This is a genomic window from Collinsella aerofaciens (genome assembly GCF_015552075.1).
In the GTDB taxonomy this organism is placed as follows: Bacteria; Actinomycetota; Coriobacteriia; order Coriobacteriales; family Coriobacteriaceae; genus Collinsella; species Collinsella aerofaciens_Y.
On record NZ_JADNDZ010000082.1, the window covers coordinates 1 to 22921 of the forward strand.

18 protein-coding genes and 1 pseudogene are annotated in these 22921 nt (G+C 58.8%); 7 read left to right on the forward strand and 12 right to left on the reverse strand.

Features of this window, described 5'->3' with window-relative positions; all coding sequences use genetic code 11:
• Positions 1-177: 177 nt before the first annotated feature.
• Positions 178-1314, reverse strand: coding sequence for a pyridoxal phosphate-dependent aminotransferase (locus tag I2D41_RS05890; RefSeq protein WP_195363870.1), 1137 nt, complete (start codon positions 1312-1314; stop codon positions 178-180).
• A gap of 93 nt (positions 1315-1407) precedes the next feature.
• Here I2D41_RS05890 and I2D41_RS05895 point away from each other — a divergent pair, with 93 nt between their 5' ends.
• Entirely contained in the window at positions 1408-2070 is a 663-nt protein-coding gene (locus I2D41_RS05895; RefSeq protein ID WP_195363871.1) for a hypothetical protein, read from the forward strand.
• Position 2071: 1 nt separating this feature from the next.
• Here I2D41_RS05895 and I2D41_RS05900 read toward each other — a convergent pair whose 3' ends face one another.
• The 5 genes from I2D41_RS05900 to I2D41_RS05920 form a co-directional block, all read right to left on the reverse strand.
• Complete coding sequence (locus I2D41_RS05900) at positions 2072-2635, reverse strand: uracil-DNA glycosylase family protein (RefSeq protein WP_195363872.1); 564 nt, start codon at positions 2633-2635, stop codon at positions 2072-2074.
• Between the two features lie 3 nt (positions 2636-2638).
• Complete coding sequence (locus tag I2D41_RS05905) at positions 2639-4015, reverse strand: alpha-amylase family glycosyl hydrolase (protein ID WP_195363873.1); 1377 nt, start codon at positions 4013-4015, stop codon at positions 2639-2641.
• Positions 4016-4197: 182 nt separating this feature from the next.
• Positions 4198-5394, reverse strand: a complete 1197-nt coding sequence (locus I2D41_RS05910) for an MFS transporter (RefSeq protein ID WP_195363874.1) — start codon at positions 5392-5394, stop codon at positions 4198-4200.
• Between the two features lie 175 nt (positions 5395-5569).
• Entirely contained in the window at positions 5570-6391 is an 822-nt protein-coding gene (locus I2D41_RS05915; RefSeq protein WP_195363875.1) for a hypothetical protein, read from the reverse strand.
• Positions 6392-6487: 96 nt separating this feature from the next.
• Entirely contained in the window at positions 6488-7861 is a 1374-nt protein-coding gene (locus I2D41_RS05920) for a family 4 glycosyl hydrolase (protein WP_117646072.1), read from the reverse strand.
• Between the two features lie 175 nt (positions 7862-8036).
• Between I2D41_RS05920 and I2D41_RS05925 the strand changes: the two genes are divergently transcribed.
• On the forward strand, positions 8037-8789 hold the full coding sequence (locus I2D41_RS05925) for a MurR/RpiR family transcriptional regulator (protein ID WP_195363876.1): 753 nt from the start codon (positions 8037-8039) through the stop codon (positions 8787-8789).
• 62 nt (positions 8790-8851) lie between these two features.
• On the opposite strand, the gene I2D41_RS05930 is transcribed toward I2D41_RS05925, so the two are convergent.
• The 5 genes and pseudogenes from I2D41_RS05930 to I2D41_RS05945 all read right to left on the reverse strand — a co-directional run bounded on the left by I2D41_RS05930 (position 8852) and on the right by I2D41_RS05945 (position 16180).
• Positions 8852-9904, reverse strand: coding sequence for a PTS transporter subunit EIIC (locus I2D41_RS05930; protein WP_411161268.1), 1053 nt, complete (start codon positions 9902-9904; stop codon positions 8852-8854).
• Between the two features lie 112 nt (positions 9905-10016).
• A pseudogene (locus tag I2D41_RS10225) lies at positions 10017-10649 on the reverse strand (PTS transporter subunit EIIC); the annotation flags it as partial.
• 183 nt (positions 10650-10832) lie between these two features.
• Positions 10833-13244, reverse strand: a complete 2412-nt coding sequence (gene feoB / locus I2D41_RS05935) for a ferrous iron transport protein B (RefSeq protein ID WP_195363878.1) — start codon at positions 13242-13244, stop codon at positions 10833-10835.
• 586 nt (positions 13245-13830) lie between these two features.
• Positions 13831-15294: a basic amino acid/polyamine antiporter gene (locus tag I2D41_RS05940; protein ID WP_195363879.1), complete on the reverse strand. Its 1464-nt coding sequence runs from the start codon at positions 15292-15294 to the stop codon at positions 13831-13833.
• Between the two features lie 109 nt (positions 15295-15403).
• A complete protein-coding gene (locus tag I2D41_RS05945; protein WP_117583089.1) occupies positions 15404-16180 on the reverse strand; it encodes a dimethylarginine dimethylaminohydrolase family protein in 777 nt (258 codons plus the stop codon).
• A 255-nt stretch (positions 16181-16435) separates the two neighbouring features.
• Between I2D41_RS05945 and I2D41_RS05950 the strand changes: the two genes are divergently transcribed.
• Positions 16436-17086 carry a GntR family transcriptional regulator gene (locus tag I2D41_RS05950; RefSeq protein WP_117775869.1) on the forward strand — a complete coding sequence of 217 codons (651 nt, stop codon included), beginning with the start codon at positions 16436-16438 and terminating at the stop codon, positions 17084-17086.
• Positions 17087-17386: 300 nt separating this feature from the next.
• On the opposite strand, the gene I2D41_RS05955 is transcribed toward I2D41_RS05950, so the two are convergent.
• Complete coding sequence (locus I2D41_RS05955; protein ID WP_195363880.1) at positions 17387-18286, reverse strand: alpha/beta hydrolase; 900 nt, start codon at positions 18284-18286, stop codon at positions 17387-17389.
• A gap of 243 nt (positions 18287-18529) precedes the next feature.
• On the opposite strand from I2D41_RS05955, the gene I2D41_RS05960 reads away from it, so the two are divergent.
• The 4 genes from I2D41_RS05960 to I2D41_RS05975 all read left to right on the forward strand — a co-directional run bounded on the left by I2D41_RS05960 (position 18530) and on the right by I2D41_RS05975 (position 22856).
• Positions 18530-19093 (forward strand): PTS sugar transporter subunit IIA, encoded by a 564-nt coding sequence (locus I2D41_RS05960; RefSeq protein ID WP_022093882.1) that lies wholly within the window; start codon positions 18530-18532, stop codon positions 19091-19093.
• Between the two features lie 182 nt (positions 19094-19275).
• Positions 19276-20679, forward strand: coding sequence for an asparagine--tRNA ligase (asnS, locus tag I2D41_RS05965; protein WP_271741661.1), 1404 nt, complete (start codon positions 19276-19278; stop codon positions 20677-20679).
• 250 nt (positions 20680-20929) lie between these two features.
• A complete protein-coding gene (locus I2D41_RS05970; RefSeq protein ID WP_195363881.1) occupies positions 20930-21715 on the forward strand; it encodes a hypothetical protein in 786 nt (261 codons plus the stop codon).
• A gap of 160 nt (positions 21716-21875) precedes the next feature.
• Entirely contained in the window at positions 21876-22856 is a 981-nt protein-coding gene (locus tag I2D41_RS05975) for an ABC transporter substrate-binding protein (RefSeq protein ID WP_117745795.1), read from the forward strand.
• The last annotated feature ends 65 nt before the right edge of the window (positions 22857-22921 follow it).

The window sequence follows — 22921 nt, forward strand, 5'->3', positions numbered from 1 at the left end:
GGCTCGCACGAAGAGCACATTTAGTGCTCTTCGGCTCGTGCGGAATCTACGAAAAGCTTGCGCCTGGCCTTCGGCGGCGCGGCCCGCGGTGACTTTGGGGCAGCCCGGTTTCCCGTTGGCCGGCGCCCCCACTCATAAGCCTTAAGTCGGTGGGCTGATGTGTTGCGTCCCTGATGGCTACAGGGTTGAAACGAAGGTGGACAGGCGGTGGAGGCCTTCGTCTAGGTCTTTGTCGGAGACGCAGTAGCTGAGGCGGACGTGGCCTTCGGTGCCGAAACAGTCGCCCGGGACTAGGGCTACGTTGGCCTCTTTGATGGCTTTGATGCAGAAGTCTTCGCTGGTTAGGCCGAACTTTTTGATGCTTGGGAAAGTGTAGAAGGCTCCTGCGGGCTCTACTACGTCGAGGCCCATGGCGTCTAAGGCCGCGAGTACGCGTTCGCGACGGGCTCGGTAGACTTCGAGCATGGGGGTTGGGTCGACGGTCAGGGCTCGGGCCGCGGCGTCCATCTCGAAGGAGACGGCGCTCGATACTAGGTATTGGTGAGCCTTGGCGATCTCGGCGATGACGGGTGCCGCTGCTGCGAGCCAGCCCAGGCGCCAGCCGGTCATAGCCCAGGGCTTGGAGAAGCTCTCGATGACTACCGTCTGCTCACGCAGCTCCGGGTGGTGCTGGGCGAAGCGCTCGTAGCCGTCCGCGTAGACCAAGCGGTTGTATACGTCGTCGCAGACCACGTAGATGCCTGCCTGCTCTGCCACGCGTGCCACGGCGTCGAGCGATGCCGCGTCAAGGATGCAGCCCGTAGGATTGTTGGGCGAGCAGATGACGATGGCCTTGGTCGCCGGCGTCACGCAAGCACGAAGCGCATCCTCGTCAATCTGAAATTGCGCAGGCTCCGTATCCAAAAAGACCGCTTTGGCGTGGTTGGCCACGACGATGCTTTCGTACAGGCCAAAGGCAGGCGTGGGGATAATGACCTCGTCGCTGGGGTTGAGCATAGCCATGAATGTTGCCGACAGGGCCTCGGTCGCGCCGTCGGTCAGGATGACCTCGTCGGCCGAAAACGTAAGGCCCGCGTCCCCCATGTAGGCAGATAACGCCTCACGCAGGGCGGGACGACCGTTGTTGGGCGGATAGTGCGTGTCACCGCGGTCCAGTGCGGCGGTCACCTCGGCACTAATCACATCGGGCGTGGGAAAATCGGGCTCGCCAAGCGCAAGCGCGATACACCCCGGGTGCTGGGCGGCGAGCGCGTTGATCCGGCGGATACCGGAGGGCTTGAGCGTGGCAAGCGAGGTATTCATGGGCAGTCGCATGGCGTTCCTTTCGTAAGGGTTGCACTAGGATAGCGCGGCGGGGCGCCGCCAGACGGTGTAACCTAAACGGAAACGAGCCGGAAAGGAGATGGCATGGAGCCGACCGCGCGCGGCGATGTACCAAAAACGCTGCAAACCATCGCGTATATCAGCATTCCCAATAGCGCCGATCTTGAGTTTTTGCTTTGGGACCTGCAGGATGCCATCGCCGCCTATGCACAGCTTTCCGGCACTGCACTCCCCCGCCCAGTCGACTTGAAGGCAAATGACGCCGGCAGCGTTGCCGATGGCATCGTGCTGGCCATTGAAGATGTGGCTGACGATGAGACGTTGACTGCTATCGAGCAGGCGCTTGAGCGCTTTGGCGGTACGGGAACGCGTGTCTATGCCGTGATCCGAGCCGCACGACAGGGCGCTGAACAGGCGCGTGGGACCGCCGTTCGTCTGCACAAGGTATGCGAGCGCCATGACCAATTGTGGTGTGGCGGCGTTGCCATCTGCGCCGGCAGCGGCATTGCGGCGCTTCGTCGCTCTCCGCGCATGGGACTCTTGCGCCGACCTTTTTCGGAAGCGATGGATAAGCTTGTGGGCGCTGTGCGCATGGGCTGCTCCGTCGAGCATGCACAGCGACTTGGCGGCGGCAATGCCGCCAACGTCGGCACCGACGGCATGGTGCGCGCCAGGCCCGCGCTGCCCACACCGATCTGGCATGCCATCATGAAACGCCTCGGCACCCATGCTCAATCAAGGATCTAGACTACCGTGCGATCCAGTCAACGGCTTCGCGCCAACGCTCAACAAGACGTTCCAGACGCCAAGCCGCGTTAGCGGGACTAGTTGACGGCAATACGACAGCGGGCAGGCCTGTCCGCTCCTTTAGATAGCGCTTATAGAGGCGCCCCGCCGTACCTCCGTTACACACCACCAGCTCAATAGGCGCATTGCCCGTAATGCGCTCAATATGTGCCGGAACGACGTTTTTGATGCTGGCGTCGCTCGAGCCCTTAATGTCGCAGCTCTCGATCACATCCCACAGGGCCACGCCGCCGTTCAGCAGCATGGCCCGCTTGGCGGCAATGGAGGCATCGAGCGTCGCGGGCTCACCGTTTGCCAAAGGATCGCCCTCGTTGGACGGCACGGATACACCGAGGCACGCGGCCATCACACGCCAAAAGCGGTTCTGCGGATTGCCATAGTAGAAGGCATTGGCACGCGAGAGCACCGAGGGAAACGACCCCAGCACCAAAACGCGCGAGCGCTGGTCGAACACAGGCTCAAACCCATGCTCAATATGTTGATAGTCCTCGTCAGACACGGCCATGGGCTAGGCTCTCAACAGATAGCGCACCTCGTAGGGTGCAAGTTCAAGGGTGCCCGTCAGCTCGACCGTGGGAGCATCGTCGGCAAGCAGGTCGACGAAGGAGCCGTTGAGTTCGCCGGCGCCAAAGGTGTAAGGCTCGCCCACGGCGTTCACCGCCACGAGTACCGTCGCGCCGTCACAGGCGCGCTCGAACAGCAGCTGCTTGTTCTGGATCACCACGTTGCGATAGGCACCGTAGTTGAGAGCACGGGCAGCCGCGTCGTCGGCCGAGCGAAGGTGTGCGAGTTGCGTGATGAACGCCGTCAGCTCGTTGGGCGCAGGCTCATCGAGCGCAGGGCGCAGCGCCCAGTCGCCATCGGGGCCGCCCTTTTCGCCAGCAATTCCCCACTCGCTGCCATAGTAGACGCACGGGATGCCCGGCATGCCAAAGAGCATGCCATAGGAGGGACGCAGGCACGACTTGTCGGTGAGGATACTTGCCAGGCGCGGCACATCGTGGTTGTCGACAAACGACAGCAGGTGCTTGCCGCGGTAGATGCACCAGGGGTCGCCGCCAAACTGGCGGTGCAGCGAATGGGCGATCTCGAACATGTTGACCGAGTTAAAGCTGGAGTACAGGCCCTTGTAGCACTCGTAGTTGGTGCAGGAGTCGAGCATCTCGTCGTTGACGATCTGGTTGTAGTCGCCGTGGAGCGTCTCGCCAATGAGCACAAAGCCGGGCTTGAGCTCACGGGCAAAGCTATGCAAACGACGCATGAAATCGCGGTCGAGCATGTAGGCGACGTCCAGGCGCAGGCCGTCGACGCCAAAGACCTCGGCCCAGCGGCGCACGGACTCAAGCAGGTAATTGACCACGGCGGGGTTTTGCAGGTTGAGCTTCACGAGCTCAAAATGGCCTTCCCAGCCCTCGTACCAAAAGCCGTCGCCGTAGCACGAGTCGCCATCAAAGCTGATGTGGAACCAGTCCTTGTAGGGCGAGTCCCACTTGCGCTCCTGCACATCGCGGAAGGCCCAAAAGCCACGGCCCACATGGTTGAAGACGGCGTCGAGCACCACGTGGATGCCGTGGGCATGCAGCGTGTCGCATACGGCGGCAAAGTCGGCGTCCCCACCCAGGCGGCGGTCGATGTGGCGCAGGCTGCGCGTATCGTAACCGTGGCTATCAGATTCGAGCGGCGGGTTGATGAGCACAGCGCCAACGCCGAGTTCCTGCAGGTAGTCGGCCCATTGGGCGATCTTCATGATGGGCGCATCGGGGTTTGGCGCGGCGTTGACAGCCTGGGCGAGCTCATCCTCGGTAACGGGCGCGGCGTTTTCGCGCGGAGCTCCGCAAAAGCCCAGCGGATAAATCTGATAGAACGTCGTCTCGTATGCCCACATAGCAACCTCCCGGTAAGCTCAACACAACGACATCCATTGTATGCCCAGCAGGGTAGCTAATTTGGGACGGGGCTCTTTTAGCTGCCCCGGCCCCTTTCCAAGTTGCGGTGGAATACGGACTGTTTGCCGGGTTTATTGGACCCAGCAGTCCGTATTCCACCGCAACTGATGAGGGAACGTGATTAGGCGACGGGCTTGGCGCGGCGGATGGCTGGGAACATCACCGTGATGGCGAGGATAACGCCCACGGCAGCGATCGCACCGCCCGCGTAGCCGATCCAGGCGATACCGGGGCCCGAAACCACGGCTCCGCCGATCGCGGTACCCGTGCCGATACCCAGATTAAACAGGCCCGAGAAGATCGACATGGCGACGGCCGACGAGTCCGCCGGCGTGTACTTGATGAGCTCGGCCTGAAACGCCACGTTAAAGGCCGTGGCGCAGCAGCCCCATAGCGCACAAACGCCAAGAACCGCGGCGAGCGACGACGCGGCAGGACCCATAAGTAGCAAGGCGACCGGCACTCCGGAGAGCGTGATAGCCAAGAACGGGAAGCGATGCCCATCGAACAGGCGGCCAAACAGCCAGCTTCCGAGCAGACCAGAGCAGCCAAACGCCGTCAGCGTCATGGTGATGGCGCCCGCATCGACGTGCGCGACCTGCGCCAGGAAGGGCTCGATATAGCTGTAGCTTGCGTAATAGCCGGTCGCCATAAAGACCGTGACCGCGTAGAGCGCGATGAGGAACGGGTTCTTGAGCAGCTCGGGCAGCTGCTTGAGCGTAAAACGCTCGCCCGCCGGCATGGTGGGGAACACCGTGGCCTGGTAGACGACCGCGACAGCAGACAGCGCCCCGACCACGGCAAACGTCATACGCCAGCCCACGGCCAGGCCAATGGCGCGGCCGAGCGGCAGGCCGAAGATCTGTGCGATGGAAGAGCCCGTGGCGATCATGCTGATGGCGAGCGCCCCGTGGCGTGTGTCAACCAGGCGCGACGCCATAATCGAAGCGACCGACCAGAACACGGCGTGCGCGCAGGCAACCACCAGGCGCGCGCAGACTAAGATGGGATAGGTCGGTGCCAAGGCGGACAGGAACTGGCCCAGCGAGAACACGGCAAGCACGCCCAGCAGCATCCGCTTGAACTCGAAACGCGAAGCGAACACCATGAGCGGCAACGACAGCAGCATGACGCCCCAGGCATAGACCGAGATCATGATACCAGCTTGGGCCTCGGTGAGCGAGAACGACGCGGCAATATCAGTCAGAAGGCCGATGGGCATGAACTCCGACGTGTTGAACACGAACGCGCAGCAGGTGAGCCCGACGAGTGGGAGCCACTGCTTGAGCGTGATGCCGTCTTGCTTTGTTTGAGCCATATAGGAAAACCTCTCCGATTATCTTGAGCGGTGGGCGATTATAGCAATGAGAAGTCTATAAAATGAGCAACAAAAGAATTCTTGGAAAACGATTGTTAACAGACGGCGCGCCAATTCTGCTTAGAAAGCAAGGTACGCAGGAACTCAATGTCGAAAACGTGGCTTCATCTTCGGGCTATCGCGCCTGCTCGGATACGCACAAGGACACCCCCATGAGCACGTCAATTTCGAGCCAACTCGCAACCGCACAATGAACTAGCAAAAGCAGCATATAAGCAAACGCCCCATAATAAAGTCCCTCATGCACAAGCGCCGTCACTGAAAGTGCCGACGGCAGCGCCGCACTCGAAACTACCCATCCAACAAGAACCTGGATAGCGCAACTTGCAACCAGGTTCCATGCCACCAGCAGCGTTGCGGGACGCGCGATTTCTCTCCAGGAGGAACGAAGCACCGTGACCGAACGCATGATGTAGCGTGGTGCAAACCGAATGCCTCGTAGTCCCCTCTGCTCCACGTCCGCATCTTCAATTAACACGAATACGAACGACGCGGAAAGAAGCGTCACGATTACTGCCACCACAAGCGAACACAACACCCCGAGCTGACTGCTCGCAAGCGAGGCAAACACTACAATTGCCGATAAAATCAAGTGAACCAAATAAATTAGCAGCGCCCCAGAAATCTGGAGGGGAACCGTCGAGGCCAAGAGATAAACCGGAGGGGTTCGAGCAGGTTGCACCGTCTCTTTGGACCGGTCGACGGCAAATAATGAAAAAGCCACATTCGATAGAAGCAGGTTTAAAAAGGCCGCGACCACAGTGCAAATAAGCGTAATGGACGGATTGATATAGGCGAGCTCAGTTGCAACGTTTGATACACCAATTTGAAGCGCGCTCATAACAAACAAGGGGATATATAACGCCATCGTGCAGCCACTCCGGCATTCCTTCGCCCGATCGCCCGATTCCAGAAAGACATTGAAGTTCTCTCGCAAGTTCACTCTATACCCGTTTTCTTACTAAGCAGGGCGAACGGGCGCCAATATAAACGCCGGTCCGCCCATCCATAATTTCTAGTTTTAACGTCCAGACTAGTCTGTCCAGCCGTCGATGTAGTCGCGGTTAAGCTCAAAGTACTGCGCGGCGATATCTTTCGCCAAGGAGTACGAATTAACGAGCGGGTGCATCGCGAGGCTCTCGACAATGTCGCGCTTCGATCGGTTAACGATGCCACGCGCCACGGTGCGCTCGTAGTACTTGACGCGACGAATCAATTCGAGGTTTCCCGCGGGCACAGAATCGGCTTCGACGCGATGCGGCACGCAGCCATCGGTGGAGATATCGCACGTTGACTCAATGACATCTGTATCGAGAAGGCCGGGGATGGCGCCATTGTTGGGGGTGCACAGGATCATCTGCTGCGTCTTGCCAGAGCGAGCAATATCCATGAAGCGGAGCGCGACACCTGCGTATCCGCCAGCATCTTTGCCGTACACGTCAAACGTCCACGGCTTGTCGCGATGAATACCCGTCTCGGCCGCCATGTAGTTGTTTTCGCGCATTCCATACCACTTCTCAAAGCACGCGAGGCCTTTTTCGAAGTCGTTCTCAATATCGATAGATGCAAGCTCGCTCGTCATTTCTCGATTAATTTCTTCGATTAGTTCGCCGCGCGTCTGGGGCGAAGAGAGAACGTTGGCAACGGCGCGCTCGCGATAGTAGAAATAGTATAGGTACTCATTTGGCACGCATCCGCGATTTAGGACGAGGTCCTTCTCGAAGAACCTAAGATCTGTATGAGCATATGCCCCGTCGTCGTGGATCAAGTCGGACATGATGTCCTCGCCGTCAACCGTCACATTGCGGAAGAACGAGAGGTGGTTGAGTCCATAGCACTCGCCCTGAACCGATGCGGGATCAACGCCTTTATACTCGGCAAACTGATGCAACATGCCCGAGGGGGCATCACAAATGCCATAAGTAAAATCATAGCCCATATCGCGTAGGGCCTGAGATACGACGCCAGCGGGATTAGTAAAGTTAAACACCTTGACGTCCGGCTTTGCGTACTTCTTGATTAACTCGCAATACGAAGCAAGCGCAGGGACGGAGCGCATGGCAAAAGACACGCCGGCTGCGCCAGTCGTCTCTTGGCCAAGAACCCCATGCGAAAGAGCAATGCGCTCATCGCGAACGCGCATATGGTCCCCACCGACGCGAATCGTCGTGATCACGTAATCGGCGTCCTTAACGGCCTCGACTGCATCGCCCGTCAGTGAAAAATTAAGCGTGGGGCAAAGCATGCCCGAGACATGGGCGGCAAGGCCACCGTAGATGCGCAGCTTCTCGGGATCATTGTCCATAAACACAAGTTCGTCGATTCCAAGCGATGACGCCTGCTGGGCTATGCTCTTTGCCAAAAACATGGAGCGGACGCCACCGCCACCTATGACCGTAAGTTTCATATCGAAACCCCCAATTAGCACATTCAATATTGCATGGTTCGCCTGTGTTTGGATATTGTATCCAGCATGGAGGGCCGCTTCCCGCCCCGGTTGCAAGGCGGGAAAGGAATTCCCCAAGGAGTTATTATTTACGCAACGGAAGCGGCCACACACGTCCGGCGGGAAGGAAGCACCGATGGTTGATAAAAAGCAGATTTCCAAGCTCTACTCAGCCGCAAAGCTATCCGAAACCGAGCAAAGCGTACTCGAATACCTACTCAACAATATCGACGCCCTCGATGATATTGGCATAAAACCCGTCGCCATGGCATGCTTTACCAGCATGACGACAGTCATCAGGCTTTCGAAAAAGCTCGGCTACCGTGGCTACCGCGAAATGATGTACGATCTCAAGCACCTTCAGCATGTCTCCCGCGAAATGAATCAATCACTCAAAGACAGTAGCGTCCACTTCGTATGTCACACCGGAGATGTAGACGTATTCATCGCCGCACTGCATCGCAACAGAATGATCGGAGTAAACGGAGAGGGCTTCTCACGCATCGTTGCGCAGTACATGGCGACCAAGCTCGTTGGACTTGGCTTTTTGGCCGTCATACAGGACTTCCTAGAAACCGATCAGTTTGTCGAATCCAACCGAAATACGCTCAGCTGCATGATGCTCATATCCAAATCGGGCCAGACAGAAGCCATCCTGGAAACCGCAAGGGCATGCCACGACGCGGGCATTACGACCCTCGCGTTTACCGGCAACGAAGACAGTGAGCTCGCCAAGACGGCAGACGCAATCTTTACGATACGTGACGATCACCCAATGGATCTTAAGAACGTTATGCCTAACTGCTTTACCGGGAGTTGTATTCTCGCATTCGAAGAACTATTGAGTATCTGCCTTGACAATCTAAAACAAGAAGGCTTGGCCCCCTAAATCATGCGATAGGAAGCCAAGCCCTGGAATTGCGCTATGCAATTGAAAGCCACTTGCGCGTTTTACTCGTCACCGAGAACTTCGTGCACCTCAGAAGCGACTTCGCCGACACGAGGACCGTAAATGACCTGGATTGCCTTGTCGCTCAGGCGGATAACGCCCATAGCTTCAAGATTCTTGGTGAACACCTCGTCGTCTGCAACCTTAGAACCATCCTTGACAATCACGCGAAGACGTGAGATGCAGTTGTCAAGATCATCAATGTTGTCGGCTCCACCAAGCGCTTCGACAATGCCAACAGCAAGCGCGCTGTCCTTGGTCGCACGGCCCTGGACTGCCTTCTCGGGAGTGCTATCAGACTCGCCCTTTGCCTCAGCGGCCTTTGCCTCGAACTCAGCTCTGCTGTTGATCAACTCAATATCGTCACCATCGTCTCGACCGGGCGTCTTGATATCGAACTTAGTAATAAAGAACCGGAAGAGGAAGAAAGCTGCCAGGAAAAAGGCGGGGAGCAGGATAAGGTACGGAAGCAGATTAAGCTTCTCGGGGCGGAATAAGAATGGGATCAGGTCCTTGATATTTCCCTGGTACACCGAAACGCCCATTGCCTCCGAGAGAACTTCACCCAGTCCGGAAAGCGGAGCGTAAACGCCAAAGTAGAGCCAGGGGGCGGCAAACAGGAACGTAAAGAGAATAGGCTCCGTAACGCCAAAGAAAACAGTCGAAATCACTGTGGGGATTAAAAGACCAGCAACCTTCTTGCGGTTCTGGGGCTTGGCACAAGACCACATAGCAAGGGCGATGCCCGGGAACAACGCGTAATCGTTAATGCCATAGCCAGCCATGAAGGCCCTAACCAAGAGCTTGTCACTGCTGGGAGAAGCGAGCTGTGCAAGCTGAATGGCGCTATTGCCCACCACGCGCGTTCCATCGACGACCATGGAGCCGCCAAGCTCAGTCCAATACATGGGCGTCTCGAGCAGCGGATGCAAGCCAAACGGCACAAGGCTCTCGAGCACCCAGCGATAGACAAACGTACCGACCAGACCGGAGCCTTTCACGAACGTCGCAATACCCGAGAAGCATCCACCGATGACGGGCCAGACGAAGTACATGATGCCGCCCAGGATGCCACCGGCGACCAGCGATACAATGGGAACCGTTCGACTGCCCGCAAAAAAACGCCAGCGCCGTTGGAAGCTTGGTCTTGTAAAAACGGCCGGTGATCCAGGCGACCAGGCAGCCCACGATAATGCCGCCAAAGACACCAGAGCTGTAGCCAAAAAAGCCGAGCGAGGTAGTGTAGAGTGCGGACTGCTCACTCGCCTGAATGGACGTAAGGCCGACCTTCTGAAGAGCTTCCACCGTTGTATTGTCGGCAGCCAAGCCAGCTGCTCCAAGCAGAATCTCAACCGTCTTGAGCATGGTGAGATAGCAGACAAGGGCAGAAAAGGCAGCCCAGCCCTTCTCTTTGCGAGACAAGGAGAAGGCGCAGCCGACGGCAAACAAAACACCGAGGTTTCCAATGATTACCTCGCCGAGACCCTTAAATACCGAGAAGAACGTAAAGAGCGGCGAAGCGGCATACCAGTCCCAATTAACGCCAAGGGACACAAGGGTCAGTTCGGTCGTAAAAACGCTACCGATACCCAAAAAGAGACCGGAAATGGCAATGAGCGTAATCGGAACGAGCATTGCCTTTCCGAACGATTGGAATTTTTCTTTCATCAATTCCCTCCTCAATGAGCCTCCACAAACGACTATTGCACCCCACGTCCCCACACAGGCGAAACGGAAGACATGCTCGGCAATAGACACAAAGTGATTGTAGAAAGGGGCACAAAAAATGTGCATCGGCATCGCGTAATGCGGTTAAATCGACCGACGATTGCAAGTATTTACGAATCCGTAAACGGCAGCAAATAGGCAGCGAACGGCAACCTGCAGCGTAGGACAGTCCCCGCAGGCCGACAATTACCGGTATTCTGGCTCATATTTTGTTGAATTGTTGCTCGCCCAAAAGCGCGGAGCATCAACGCGCCCCTAAGCCAACCCCAGCAATATGCCCGCCGAATGCACGACAAACGCCACGATCCAGGCGACTGCCACCTGAAACGCGAACACGGCAACGGCGTAGCGCGCGCCCAGCTCGCTCTTGACGGCGCCGATCGCAGCCACGCACGGCGGGTACAGCAACGTAAAGACCAGGAACACATAGGCAGTAAACGGCGAAAACATGGTCGACAGTGCCGCGGGCGAGGTCGCGCCCAAAAGCACCGTGAGTGTCGAGATGACGCTCTCCTTGGCAATAAGTCCCGTGACGAGTGCCGTCGAGGCGCGCCAGTCGCCAAAGCCGAGTGGGGCCAACACCGGCGCGATGATGCTACCCAGGCCGGCAAGCAGGCTTTGCGACTGGTCGGCGACCACGTTAAAGCGGATATCGAACGTCTGCAGGAACCAGATGACCACCGTAGCGGCAAAGATAATGGTAAAGGCCTTGGTAATAAAGTCCTTGGCCTTATCCCATGCCAGCATCACCGTCGTCTTGACGCTCGGCAGGCGGTAATTGGGAAGCTCCATGATAAACGGCACCGGGTCGCCCTTAAATGCCGTGCGGTTGAGCACCAAAGCCGCGATGCAGCCGACCACGATACCGATCAGATAGAGCGAGACCATGGCGGGAACCGTCGCCTGCGGGAAAAACGCCCCGCACAGCAAGCCGTAGACCGGCAACTTTGCCGAACAGCTCATAAACGGCGTGAGCATGACGGTCATCTTGCGGTCATGCTCGGATGGGAGCGTACGGGTCGACATGATAGCCGGCACGGTGCAGCCAAAACCGACGAGCATGGGCACGAAGCTACGGCCCGACAGGCCAAAACGACGCAACACCTTATCCATGACAAAGGCCACGCGCGCCATGTAGCCGGAGTCTTCCAAGATGGAGAGGAACAAGAAAAGCACGACGATAATCGGCAGGAAGGTCAGTACACTACCCACACCCGTAAGCACGCCGTCGACAGCCAGCGAGCGCACCACGTCGTTGGTACCGAACGCCTTGAGGCCCGCATCGGCCGAGGCGATGATGGTAGCGATACCGTCCTCCATGAGTCCCTGCAACGCCGCGCCGATCACGCCAAACGTCAGCCAAAAGACGAGGCCCATGATCACCAGGAACGCCGGAATGGCTGTGTAACGACCTGTCAGGATGCGGTCAATCTTGACGGAGCGCACGTGCTCGCGGCTCTCGTGCGGCTTGACGACGCAACGCCCGCACACGTCGCCGATAAAGCTAAAACGCATATCGGCCAGCGCAGACAGACGGTCGGTGCCGGCCTCGCCCTCCATCTGGGTAATGATGTGCTCGATAGCGTCGAGCTCATTGCGATCCAGGTGAAGCGCCTCAGTTACCAGCTCATCGCCCTCGACCAGTTTGGTCGCCGCAAAGCGCACCGGAATGTGCGCCGTCACGGCATGGTCCTCGATCAGGTTAGCAATACCGTGGATGCAGCGATGCAGCGCACCGCCGTCCGGACCGTCGGGCGCACAAAAGTCCAGGCGACCAGGGCGCTCGCGGAACCGTGCCACGTGCAGGGCGTGGTCCACCAACTCGCCGATGCCCTCGTTGCGGGCAGCGCTAATGGGGACAACGGGCACGCCCAACAGGCTCTCGAGCAAGTTGACGTCTACGGCGCCGCCGTTGGCGGTCACCTCGTCCATCATGTTGAGCGCGATGACCATAGGACGGTCGAGCTCCATGAGCTGCAGTGTCAGGTACAGATTACGCTCGATATTGGTAGCGTCAATGATGTCGATGATGGCGTCCGGACGCTCGTCGAGGATGAACTGACGGCTCACGACCTCTTCGCCTGTGTACGGCGACAGGGAGTAAATGCCAGGCAGGTCGGTAACGCTCGCCTCGGGATGGTTACGGATGGTTCCATCTTTGCGGTCGACCGTCACGCCGGGAAAGTTACCGACGTGCTGGTTGGAGCCCGTCAGCTGGTTGAATAACGTGGTCTTGCCGCAGTTTTGGTTGCCGGCGAGGGCAAAGTGCAGCGGCGCGCCCTCGGGCACGGCCGTCTTTGCCGCACGGGGCGAATACGTCCCCTCGCCCAGAGCCGGATGCTCCGTCGTGCCGATTGCGGCGTTAGCGCGCGGACCCGTATCGGTGTCGTGAATACCCACGAGCTCGATGCGAGCGGCATCGTCCTTGCGCAGTGTCAACTCGTAGCCACGCAGGCGAATCTCGAGCGGGTCGCCCATGGGGGCGTACTTCATCATGGTGACTTCGGTGCCCGGCGTTAGACCCATATCCAAAATATGCTGTCGGAGTGCCTGATCGTCCGATGCCACCGATGCGACAACGGCGTCCTTTCCAATCTCGAGTGTATCGAGCTTCACGTCCGTGTTCCTCCCCCGGCGCCCACAGGGCGTTGTATTTATGTTCACCATGGCTAACCGTTTGCCATGGCTAACCAATTTTAACCATGCATGATAGCGCGAACACGCAACGATGTTCAATCGACAGATCGGTGCAAGGGGGATTCTGGGCCATTGCCTCCCAGACGGGCCTGCAGCGGAAACCGAATCCCACTCCGGAACACCTAAACGGGATGGGCTTTCCGGTTGAGGCATCTAGCGGAAACTGCAGCCCGGAATCGACGCTCAGACTGGGATGCAATTTCCCAATGGGGCCCTCGGGGAAACTGCGGCCCGGAATCTGCTCTCGAAACGGGACGCGGTTTCCCCGAGGACCAAAACAGCCGCCCGCCCCTCGACAAAATGATCCGTTCCCTCCGTCGCATGCGGAACATCCAAGGAGTGTCCCAGGGTGCCGGCACAATAGGAACGTCCCCAGCTGCCGGCAGCATTTCGCCGCAACAGCAAAAGCCCGCGCTGGCAACAAATGTCACCTGCGCGGGCTTGGTGGGCGCTCACAAAGGCACGTTACAGAGGCCCACGTCAGTTATGGATTACCGGACGACACCGGCACGCGATGCCTCCGTCGGCTTACCAAGCGATGAAGCCTGCCGCAGTCTTAGACTATCGGCGCAATGCCGGCAAAGTGCAGATACAGCGAAATGATTGCCACGACAATGACCACCGCTGCGATCAGCTTGTCGTGCAGATGCGGAAGCACCGGTTTACCGCGGCCTCGCTCGCCCAGCATATAAACGGGAATGGCCGGAGCAAAAAGAATCGTCGTGATCATAACGCCCTGAAGACCCGTCGACCACACCAGGAACAATGTGTAGATGAAGCCGAGCGTACCGAAGAAGCGGGCTTTGCCGACGCTGGGCGCATGCGGCCCGTCCAGATGCTCGTTCTTCCAGCCAATCACCATGTAATAGGCAGCCGAGCAGACATACGGAACCAGAATCGTGTTGACCGCGCAGCTATAGAAGAACTGGTAGGTGCTCGCCGCCACATACGACACGATCAAGAAGAGCTGCGTGATGCCGGAGCTCACGAGAACCGTTACCACCGGGGCGTCGTGCTTGTTCGTCTTGGCAAACGCCAGAGGGAAGGATCCCTGGCGCGCCGCCTCGAACGGCGTCTCGGACGCAATGATGACATAGCCCAGCAGCGCGCCGACCAACGAAAGGATAACGCCAAGGTTTACGATGGCAGCACCAACCGGACCGATTGCGCACTCGAGAATTCCCGCCATGGAGGGCGTTGCAAGCTGTGCCATCTCCTCGCGCGGCATAATGCCGAGCGACAGCATCGAGATGATCAGATACAGCGTGAATACAGCCGCAAATCCGAGCGCCGTCGAGCGGCCGACGTCACGCACGCACTTTGCACGGCCCGAGATAACGACAGCGCCCTCGATGCCCGTGAAGACCCAGACAAGGGCGATCATGGTCGAGACAACCTGCTCGCCAAAGCCAGGACCAGCCGGCTCTCCCCAGAAGTTGTCCATAAAGATATCGACGTTGAACTTACCCAGGAGCACGATACTCAGCACAAAGAGCCCCAGCGGCACCAGCTTCGCCAACGTGACGATCGTGTTAATGCCCGCAGCCTCCTTAACGCCACGAAGCACAAGGGCGGTAAGGAACCACAAAAACACGCTGGCGCAAACGATAGAAAGCAGGTTGTTACCCGCGCCAAACGCAGGGAAGAAATAGCCCAGCGCGCTAAACAGCAAGAGCGCAAAGCTCACGTTGGAAAGACATGCGCTGATCCAGTAGCCCCAAGCGGAGTTGAATCCAATGTAATCGCCAAAACCGGCCGCAGCGTATGCATAGATGCCGCCGGTCAGGTCGGGACGGGCCTGAGACAAACCGTTGAACACCATCATCAGCGCAAAGACGCCAATAAAGCAAATTCCCCACGAGACGATAACCGCACCGGTATTTGCCCCACCTGCTGCCATATCGCCGGCAAGCGAAAAGATGCCGCCACAAATACTGGCGGTAATGACCATCATGGTCAGACGAAAGAGATCGAGGCCATTAGGGTCGATAATCTCTTCATTTTGAGCTTTAGAGGCCATTGTATGTGCACCCCCTTCATCATGTGATCGAACGAAAGATGGCCCGGACGTCCCGAATCGGGTGCCGGGCCATCGGTCAAGCGATCATCAGACTGTTACAGCTATCGCGTTAGAAGCGCAGCGACAGGCAAGAAAGGCCGCCGTCGACCTTGCGATACTCGGAGGTGTCAACGACGAGCGTCTTGTAGCCCAGATCCTGCACGGCCTTGAGCACAGTCGGATAGCCCTCGGCAACGATGACCGTACCGTTGACCCAGATGCAGTTGGCGCCGTACGCCTCGTCCTCGGGCACGACGATCTTGTTGTACTGGGCAAAGTCGGGCTTATCGATGAACTCACCAGAGACGAGCATGTTGTTGTCCTCGATGTAGTTGACGCCCGTCTTGAGGTGCAGGACCTCCTCCAGCGGAACCTCAGAACCCTCGAGGCCCCAGCCCTCGAGAATCTCACAGAACTGGCGGATGCCCTCTTCGTTGGTACGAGCGGAGCGACCGACGTAGAAATGGTCACCGACCATCATGACATCGCCGCCGTCGAGCGTGCCCGGAGAAACGATGTGCTTGACATGCTCGTCGTCAAAGAAGCGACGGACGGCCGGCTCGATCTCGTCCTTCTCGCCGTTGCGGCTATCGGCGCCGGGGTTGGTAATGATGGCGCCGCAGCGAGTGATAACGGCCGGATCTTCGACGAAGCAGCTGTCGGGATACTGCTCGAGTGCCGGCAGCACCGACACGTCAACGCCGCACTGCTCGAGCGCATGCTCGTAATCGTAGTGCTCCTCGATGGCGCGCTCGTAGATGGGCTGGCCAAGCTCGGGGGCACTCGTGATGCCATTGCTCAGGGACTTGCCGGGGCGGCGGATGATGACGTGGCTGAACTTGGTCATGATGATCCTCCTTGGATCTCTTAGCAGAGAGCGGGACTTCTTCGCGCCCGCCTTCCTTTCGATGGCTTTATCTTAGGGCGGTTTTCCTGTTTTGTATATTGTATACAATCCTGAACGGTAGATATTCTTCGGTAAGCGTATTCTTACGTATCGGCGCAAAGTAGCATGATTTAGCTGGTCGTTCTATAATTCAACTGAGCTATTCAAGTGAAACGTATTTGCTTTTAGAAATATACCGTTAAGGAACATAGGCTCATGGAAACGCTCAGAAGGCCCCTGAAGGACCACGTATACGACTATATTTCGAGCCGTATTGACGCCGGCGAGCTTTCGGCCGGCGACCGGCTGAGCGAGCAGGCGATCTGCGATGCCATGGGCGTGTCGCGCACACCGGTCCGCGAAGCGCTCATCCAGCTGGCAAGCGACGGCTACCTGGACAATCTCCCCCGCCGCGGATTCCGCGTCCGTGGGTTCGATCAGCAAAACGCCGTTGAAGTCTTTGAGATTATGGGGCCGCTCGACGGGCAGGCCGCATATCTCGCCTGTCCGAATCTAACTGACGACGATATTACGCAGCTGAAATTTCTCGTCGGCTCCATGGACCTCGCGATCCAAGGCGGTCTCATCCGTAAGTATGACGACATTCAGCGAGACTTTCACCTTACGTACTTCAACCGCTGTGGCAACGATCGTCTGCGCGACATGATTTCACAGCTCGAGCGTTGCTTTATCAAGCGCGATTACGAGACTGTTGACCAGGAGACGGCGTGTAAGCTGCTCAATAAAGCCAACAACGAACATGCTCATATTCTTGAGTTGTTCGAAGCACGAGATGCGACGGGCGTGCGCGACTACGTTCGCGATGTCCATTGGAACACAGAAAACGCCCAGTTCACCGTTTGGTAGGAAACGATGCCCTTGCGGAAAGCGTGTCCCGTTATTCCCGCTCGAAACGGGTCGCAGTTTCCCAACGGGGCCCCTCGGGGAAACTGCGACCCAGAATTTGAGCTCGAAACGGGATGTGGTTTCCAAATCGAGGCCCTATGGGAAACCGTGCCCCACCTTGAAGGGCGAGACTGGGGTGCAGTTTCCGGACGGGACATCAAAAACAAAGTTGCGGTGGAATAGTTCCTGGATGGGCTGGTTGATGCCCCAGATCGGAACTATTTCACCGCAAGTTATTGAAGGGCTGGGATGCCCGTCCTCTTACAGATGGCGCTCCAGGAAGCGGAAGGCTAGGCGAATCCAAGGGCGGACCGCCACCTGCTTGTCCTCGTTGTCGACCGCGGTGTTGGCGTTGCCGAGCGAAAGGCCGTGACCACCCTGGTCGAAGACGTGCATCTCGCATGCAACGCCCTCCTCGGCCATGCGCTGCGCAAACGGGTAGACCTGCGCGATCGGCGCCGTCTTGTCGTCGGACACGCCCCACACAAAAGTCGGTGGCATCTGGCGCGAAACATGCGTGGTGGGGCAGATGTCGGCCAGATGCTCGTCAGTTGCCTCGCCGCCCGTCACCATCGACAGGTAGTCGTTGAGCAAATCGCGCCCCGTCTTGCCGCCCGTCTTGGGCACGCGCAAGTCAATGCGCGGATCGCGCGTCTGCATGTCGCGCACATAGGCAAAGTCGAGCAATGGATAGCCCAGCACCACGGCATCGGGACGAATGTCGTCCGGACGCGCCCCGGCAAGTGCCGCGAAGGGGCCGGTCTTCCACTGTGTTGCCAGCGAGGCGCAAATCATGCCGCCAGCAGAAAAGCCCACGACGCACACGCGCTTGGGGTCGACATGCCACTCGTCGGCATTCGCGCGCACCGTGGCGACCATCTTGGCAAGATCTGCCTGGGGGTGCGGAAAGCTCACGTCACCCGTAGAACTCGTGACATAGTTGAGCACAAAGGCCTGGTAGCCGCGGTCCAAAAACGCAAACGCCACCGGGTCCTGCTCGTGCGGAGCGATATGCGTAAACCCGCCTCCGCCGCAGATGATCACCGCGGGGCGGCGGCCATTGGGCTTGTCGGGCAGCGGCTCGGCACCCAGATACGTAAAGGTCGCCGGATAATCCTCGGTCGGCTCCTCGCCCCACAGCGCATGGTTCTCGACAATCATATGTGCTCCCTTCGCGCAAATTATGCGCCCTTGTTTTTCGCCTTCAAGCGTACCCCACTTGAACCCGTGGCGCAGAAACACACCAGCAATTAGTTTCCCTCCAACTGATATATCACATAATCCCAGCTCAGAGGTATCGCTGAGCAGCGTAGAATAGGGGCGTTGACCAAGCCGCGAAACACATATGAAACGTTTCCGGCAAACCATACGCGCGATATGCGCCTATTTAAGTTGGAGGCAACTATGGGTCTGCTCGATTCGCTTAAGTCCACCTTCACCTCGACCGGCGAGGCGTCCGTTCCGCCCGCAGCAAGCTTCGCTACCCGCGAAGGCGTCATCTACGCCCCCGTCAACGGCGTGCTCGTCAACCTGGACGAGGTTCCCGACGAGACGATCGCCTCGGGCATGCTTGGCCAGGGCTATGGCATCGAGCCCATTACCGGCACCATCTATGCGCCCGCCAACGGCCGCATCGGCGCCACCACTGTCACCAACCACTCCATTGGTATGATCACCGAGGACGGTCTTCGCGTGTTCATCCATGTTGGCCTGGGCACCGTGGAAATGAACGGCAAGGGTTTTGCCCGCTTTGTCGAGATGGGCGATGTGGTCAAGGCAGGCCAGCCGCTCATCAGCTTCGACCGCGAGGCCATTAAGGCCGCTGGTCACGAGGACATCGTGACCGTCATCGTCTCCGAGCTCGATCGTCTTAAGAGCATCGACCATGTCGGCGAGTCTGGAACGCTTATTGGCGGCAACCCGCTCGTCAAGCTTGGCGACCCGCTGCTGGTAGCCAAGACCAAGTAGCCAGGCCCCGCGCCACACAGCCAAAAAGGCACCTCGTTAAGCGCCCGCGACCATTTGGCCGCGGGCGCTTTTCGTTTGAAAAACCATCCCGTCAATGCCTTATCTGTATAGCCCAAATGAGCCGAGCTGCTAGAATATCGAACTGTATGGATAACTATCATTCAACCGTTATGGGAGGATACGTGAACCGCACCAAAATCGCGCAGCTCTATGCCGATGCCGAGTCGCTCGGTGGCCAGACCGTCACCGTCGCCGGCTGGGTCAAGTCCGTCCGCGACATGAAGAACTTTGGCTTTGTTACGCTCAACGACGGCAGCTGCTTCCGCGACCTGCAGGTCGTCATGAACCGCGAGGCACTCGACAACTACGACGAGATCGCCCATCAAAACGTCTCGGCCGCACTCATTTGCACCGGCACCGTCAAGCTGACCCCCGATGCGCCCCAGCCTTTCGAGCTTTCTGCCACCTCCATCGAGGTCGAGGGCACGAGCGCCCCGGATTACCCGCTGCAGAAGAAGCGCGCAACCGTCGAGTTCCTGCGCACCCAGCAGCACCTGCGCCCGCGCACCAACCTGTTCCGCGCCGTGTTCCGCATCCGCTCTGTCGCGGCTGCCGCCATCCACCGCTTCTTCCAGGAGCAGGGCTTTGTCTACGTCAACACCCCCATCATCACCACGAGTGACTGCGAGGGCGCCGGCGAGATGTTCCGCGTGACCACGCTCGACCCCAAAAATCCGCCCCTCACCGAGTCCGGCGAGGTCGACTGGAGCCAGGACTTCTTTGGCAAGCATGCAAGCCTCACCGTGTCCGGCCAGCTCAATGCCGAGAACTTTGCCATGGCCTTTGGCGACGTGTACACCTTTGGCCCCACCTTCCGTGCCGAGAACTCCAACACCACGCGCCACGCCGCCGAGTTTTGGATGATCGAGCCCGAGATGGCCTTTGCCGACCTTAACGACTACATGGATAACGCCGAGGCCATGCTCAAGTATGTCCTCAAGGACGTCATGGCAACCTGCCCCGACGAGCTCAATATGCTCAACAAGTTTGTGGACAAGGGTCTGCTCGAGCGCCTGGACCATGTCGCCAACTCCGACTTTGCCCGCGTTACCTACACCGAGGCCGTCGAGATCCTGGAGCAGGCAGTCGCTGCTGGCCACCAGTTTGATTACCCCGTCAGCTGGGGCATCGACTTGCAGACCGAGCACGAGCGCTTCCTGACCGAGGAGCACTTTAAGCGCCCGACCTTCGTGACCGACTACCCGGCCGAGATCAAGGCGTTCTACATGCGCATGAACGAGGACGGCAAGACCGTCGCCGCCGCCGACTGCCTGGTGCCGGGCATTGGCGAGATCATCGGCGGCTCCCAGCGCGAGGAGCGCCTGGACCTACTCGAGGCCCGCATTAAGGACCTGGGCATGGCCCCCGAGCAGTACAAGTACTATCTGGACCTGCGCCGCTACGGCTCCTGCAAGCATGCCGGCTACGGCCTGGGCTTCGAGCGTCTGGTCATGTATCTGACGGGCGTGGGCAACATCCGCGACGTCCTGCCGCACCCGCGCACCGTGGGCAACGCCGACTTCTAATCGCATCAACGCCACAAAACGCGCATGTAACATCGCGCCAGCGCCTCTCGGCAACAGCCGAGGGGCGCTTTTTTCAACAGCATCCGTCAAGCTTTTGGCAAGCTTTTGGTTAGTTGAGCAGGGCTGTTGAAAACTCGACCCACCGTTTGCCGGCAGCCATCGACCGTCCAAGGCGTCATGCGTCCTTGGCCAGACTCCACGCCCTAGGCTCTGAGCCGTCATCGCCAAAACCGGAAAGGACGTGGGCACTATGACCGAATCAGTTGTTGAAAACTACGAGACCACGACCAGAGGCGCCGCCTCGATGGCAGCCTATCGCGCCGTACGTATCCTGCAGCTCTTGAGCGAGAACACCGGCGAAGACAAAGCCTTGCTATCCGACGAGTTGGTCGAGCGCCTCGCCCATCCCGACGACCCCGCCCGCATGCCCATCTCCGCGGCGCGGCGCAGCATCTACACCGCCATCTCCGCACTTCGCCATGCCGGATACGAAATTGAGTACAAGCGCGGCGTGGGCTATCGACTCTTGACCCGTCCGCTCACCGACGAAGAGATCATCCGGCTCCACGGCATGGTCATGCGCAACCGCTCCACGCCCATCGCCATTCGAAAGAGCATGGCGCAGCACCTGGTCGCCATGGCGAGTGCCGACGTTCGCGGCTACCTCGATGCACCCGAGCCTGCTCCAAGCGCAGGCGACAAATCCACCAAGGCCACACGCACGCCCGTCAAGCGCATCGATGCCTGCGAGCTCATCGAGCAGGCCATCGACCACGGAACCACGGTGAGTTTTGATATTTCGAGTGTCACGGCACGCGGAGAGGTCGAAGTGGCGCGGATGACACTCCGGCCCTTTGCCATCAAGCAACGAGACGGCATCTCGTATCTGCTGGGAACGGTCTATGACGCGCGAGGCGCCGATGACACGTTGCGTACCGTAGAGATCGGCCGAATGAGAAACGTCACCACACGTCTCCTCGACGGCAAGAAGCTCTTCGCCGCCCTGGACGAGGACGACGCCTCCTCCGCCGCATAAGACCCTCCGCCGCCCATTCGACTACCCGTACCGCCCATCCGATTCTGTATTAAAAAACCCGCCAGGCTGTTGTAAAAATGGACATCAGCGCTACTATAGTCCCACTTGCACTTTGTCCCAGTGCAGTGTTTCCAGCCATTTTTATACTGGGGGTAATGATATGAAGGACATCACCATCAGTCGCAGGAGCCTTCTGGTCTCCGCCGGCCTGCTCGCGCTCGCCCCGCTCGCCGGATGCGGCGGCAGCTCTGGTTCCGGCTCCGCTGCCGCCGGTTCCGACTACACCATCGGCGTTCTGCAGCTCACCGAGCACTCCGCGCTCGATGCCGCCAACGACGGCTTCGTCAAGGCCATCAAGAAGAGCGGCCTTAAGGTCAAGATCGACCAGAAGAACGCCCAGAACGACCAGTCCACGTGTAAGTCCATTGCCGACAAGTTTGTGGGCGACAACGTCAACCTGATTTATGCCATCGCCACGCCCGCCGCGCAGGCTGCCGCCGGCGCCACGGCCGATATCCCCATCGTGGGCTGCGCCATCACCGACTACGCCGCCTCCGGCCTGGTCCAGGACAACGACAAGCCCGGCACCAACGTCACGGGCGCTTCCGACCTCACCCCGGTCGCCGAGCAGCTCGAGATGATGCAGAAGGTCCTGCCCGACGTAAAGAAGGTCGGCCTGCTCTACTGCACCGCCGAGTCCAACTCCGACGTCCAAATCAAGGCCGCCAAGAAGGAGCTCGACAAGCTTGGCCTCGAGTACACTGACTTCACCGTCTCGAGCTCCAACGAGATTCAGTCCGTCGTCGAGTCTGCCGTGGGCAAGGTCGACGCGCTGTACTCCCCCACCGACAACACCATCGCCGCGGGTGCCTCGCAGGTCGGCCAGATCTGCAAGGAAAACAAGCTTCCCTTCGTGACTGGCGAGGAGGGTATGTGCATGGCCGGCGGCCTGTTCACCCTCTCCATCAATTACGAGGACCTGGGCTACGCCGCGGGCGAGATGGCCGTTAAGATCCTGAAGGGCGAGGCCAAGCCCGAAGACATGCCGATCAAGCACCTCTCGAGCAAGGACCTGGTCGTCGTCAAGAACGACGAAATGGCCGAGGCCCTGGGCATCGACCTTTCCGCTCTGGACGCGTAATGCCATACGCGGCATGCGTCTAGAGCCCGTGCTCGCGCTTTAGCCGCGTTATTCAATATCTGAGC

Excerpts from the sequence above, each read along its gene's own strand:
- I2D41_RS05905 (WP_195363873.1), bottom strand. The coding sequence starts at position 4,015 with ATGTGGGCATACGAGACGACGTTCTATCAGATTTATCCGCTGGGCTTT.
- I2D41_RS05970 (WP_195363881.1), top strand. The coding sequence starts at position 20,930 with ATGACCGAATCAGTTGTTGAAAACTACGAGACCACGACCAGAGGCGCC.
- I2D41_RS05960 (WP_022093882.1), top strand. The coding sequence starts at position 18,530 with ATGGGTCTGCTCGATTCGCTTAAGTCCACCTTCACCTCGACCGGCGAG.
- I2D41_RS05925 (WP_195363876.1), top strand. The coding sequence starts at position 8,037 with ATGGTTGATAAAAAGCAGATTTCCAAGCTCTACTCAGCCGCAAAGCTA.
- I2D41_RS05955 (WP_195363880.1), bottom strand. The coding sequence starts at position 18,286 with ATGATTGTCGAGAACCATGCGCTGTGGGGCGAGGAGCCGACCGAGGAT.
- I2D41_RS05920 (WP_117646072.1), bottom strand. The coding sequence starts at position 7,861 with ATGAAACTTACGGTCATAGGTGGCGGTGGCGTCCGCTCCATGTTTTTG.
- feoB (WP_195363878.1), bottom strand. The coding sequence starts at position 13,244 with ATGGTGAACATAAATACAACGCCCTGTGGGCGCCGGGGGAGGAACACG.
- I2D41_RS05945 (WP_117583089.1), bottom strand. The coding sequence starts at position 16,180 with ATGACCAAGTTCAGCCACGTCATCATCCGCCGCCCCGGCAAGTCCCTG.
- I2D41_RS05910 (WP_195363874.1), bottom strand. The coding sequence starts at position 5,394 with ATGGCTCAAACAAAGCAAGACGGCATCACGCTCAAGCAGTGGCTCCCA.
- I2D41_RS05900 (WP_195363872.1), bottom strand. The coding sequence starts at position 2,635 with ATGGCCGTGTCTGACGAGGACTATCAACATATTGAGCATGGGTTTGAG.
- I2D41_RS05895 (WP_195363871.1), top strand. The coding sequence starts at position 1,408 with ATGGAGCCGACCGCGCGCGGCGATGTACCAAAAACGCTGCAAACCATC.
- I2D41_RS05975 (WP_117745795.1), top strand. The coding sequence starts at position 21,876 with ATGAAGGACATCACCATCAGTCGCAGGAGCCTTCTGGTCTCCGCCGGC.
- I2D41_RS05930 (WP_411161268.1), bottom strand. The coding sequence starts at position 9,904 with ATGTACTTCGTCTGGCCCGTCATCGGTGGATGCTTCTCGGGTATTGCG.
- I2D41_RS05890 (WP_195363870.1), bottom strand. The coding sequence starts at position 1,314 with ATGCGACTGCCCATGAATACCTCGCTTGCCACGCTCAAGCCCTCCGGT.
- I2D41_RS05940 (WP_195363879.1), bottom strand. The coding sequence starts at position 15,294 with ATGGCCTCTAAAGCTCAAAATGAAGAGATTATCGACCCTAATGGCCTC.
- I2D41_RS05950 (WP_117775869.1), top strand. The coding sequence starts at position 16,436 with ATGGAAACGCTCAGAAGGCCCCTGAAGGACCACGTATACGACTATATT.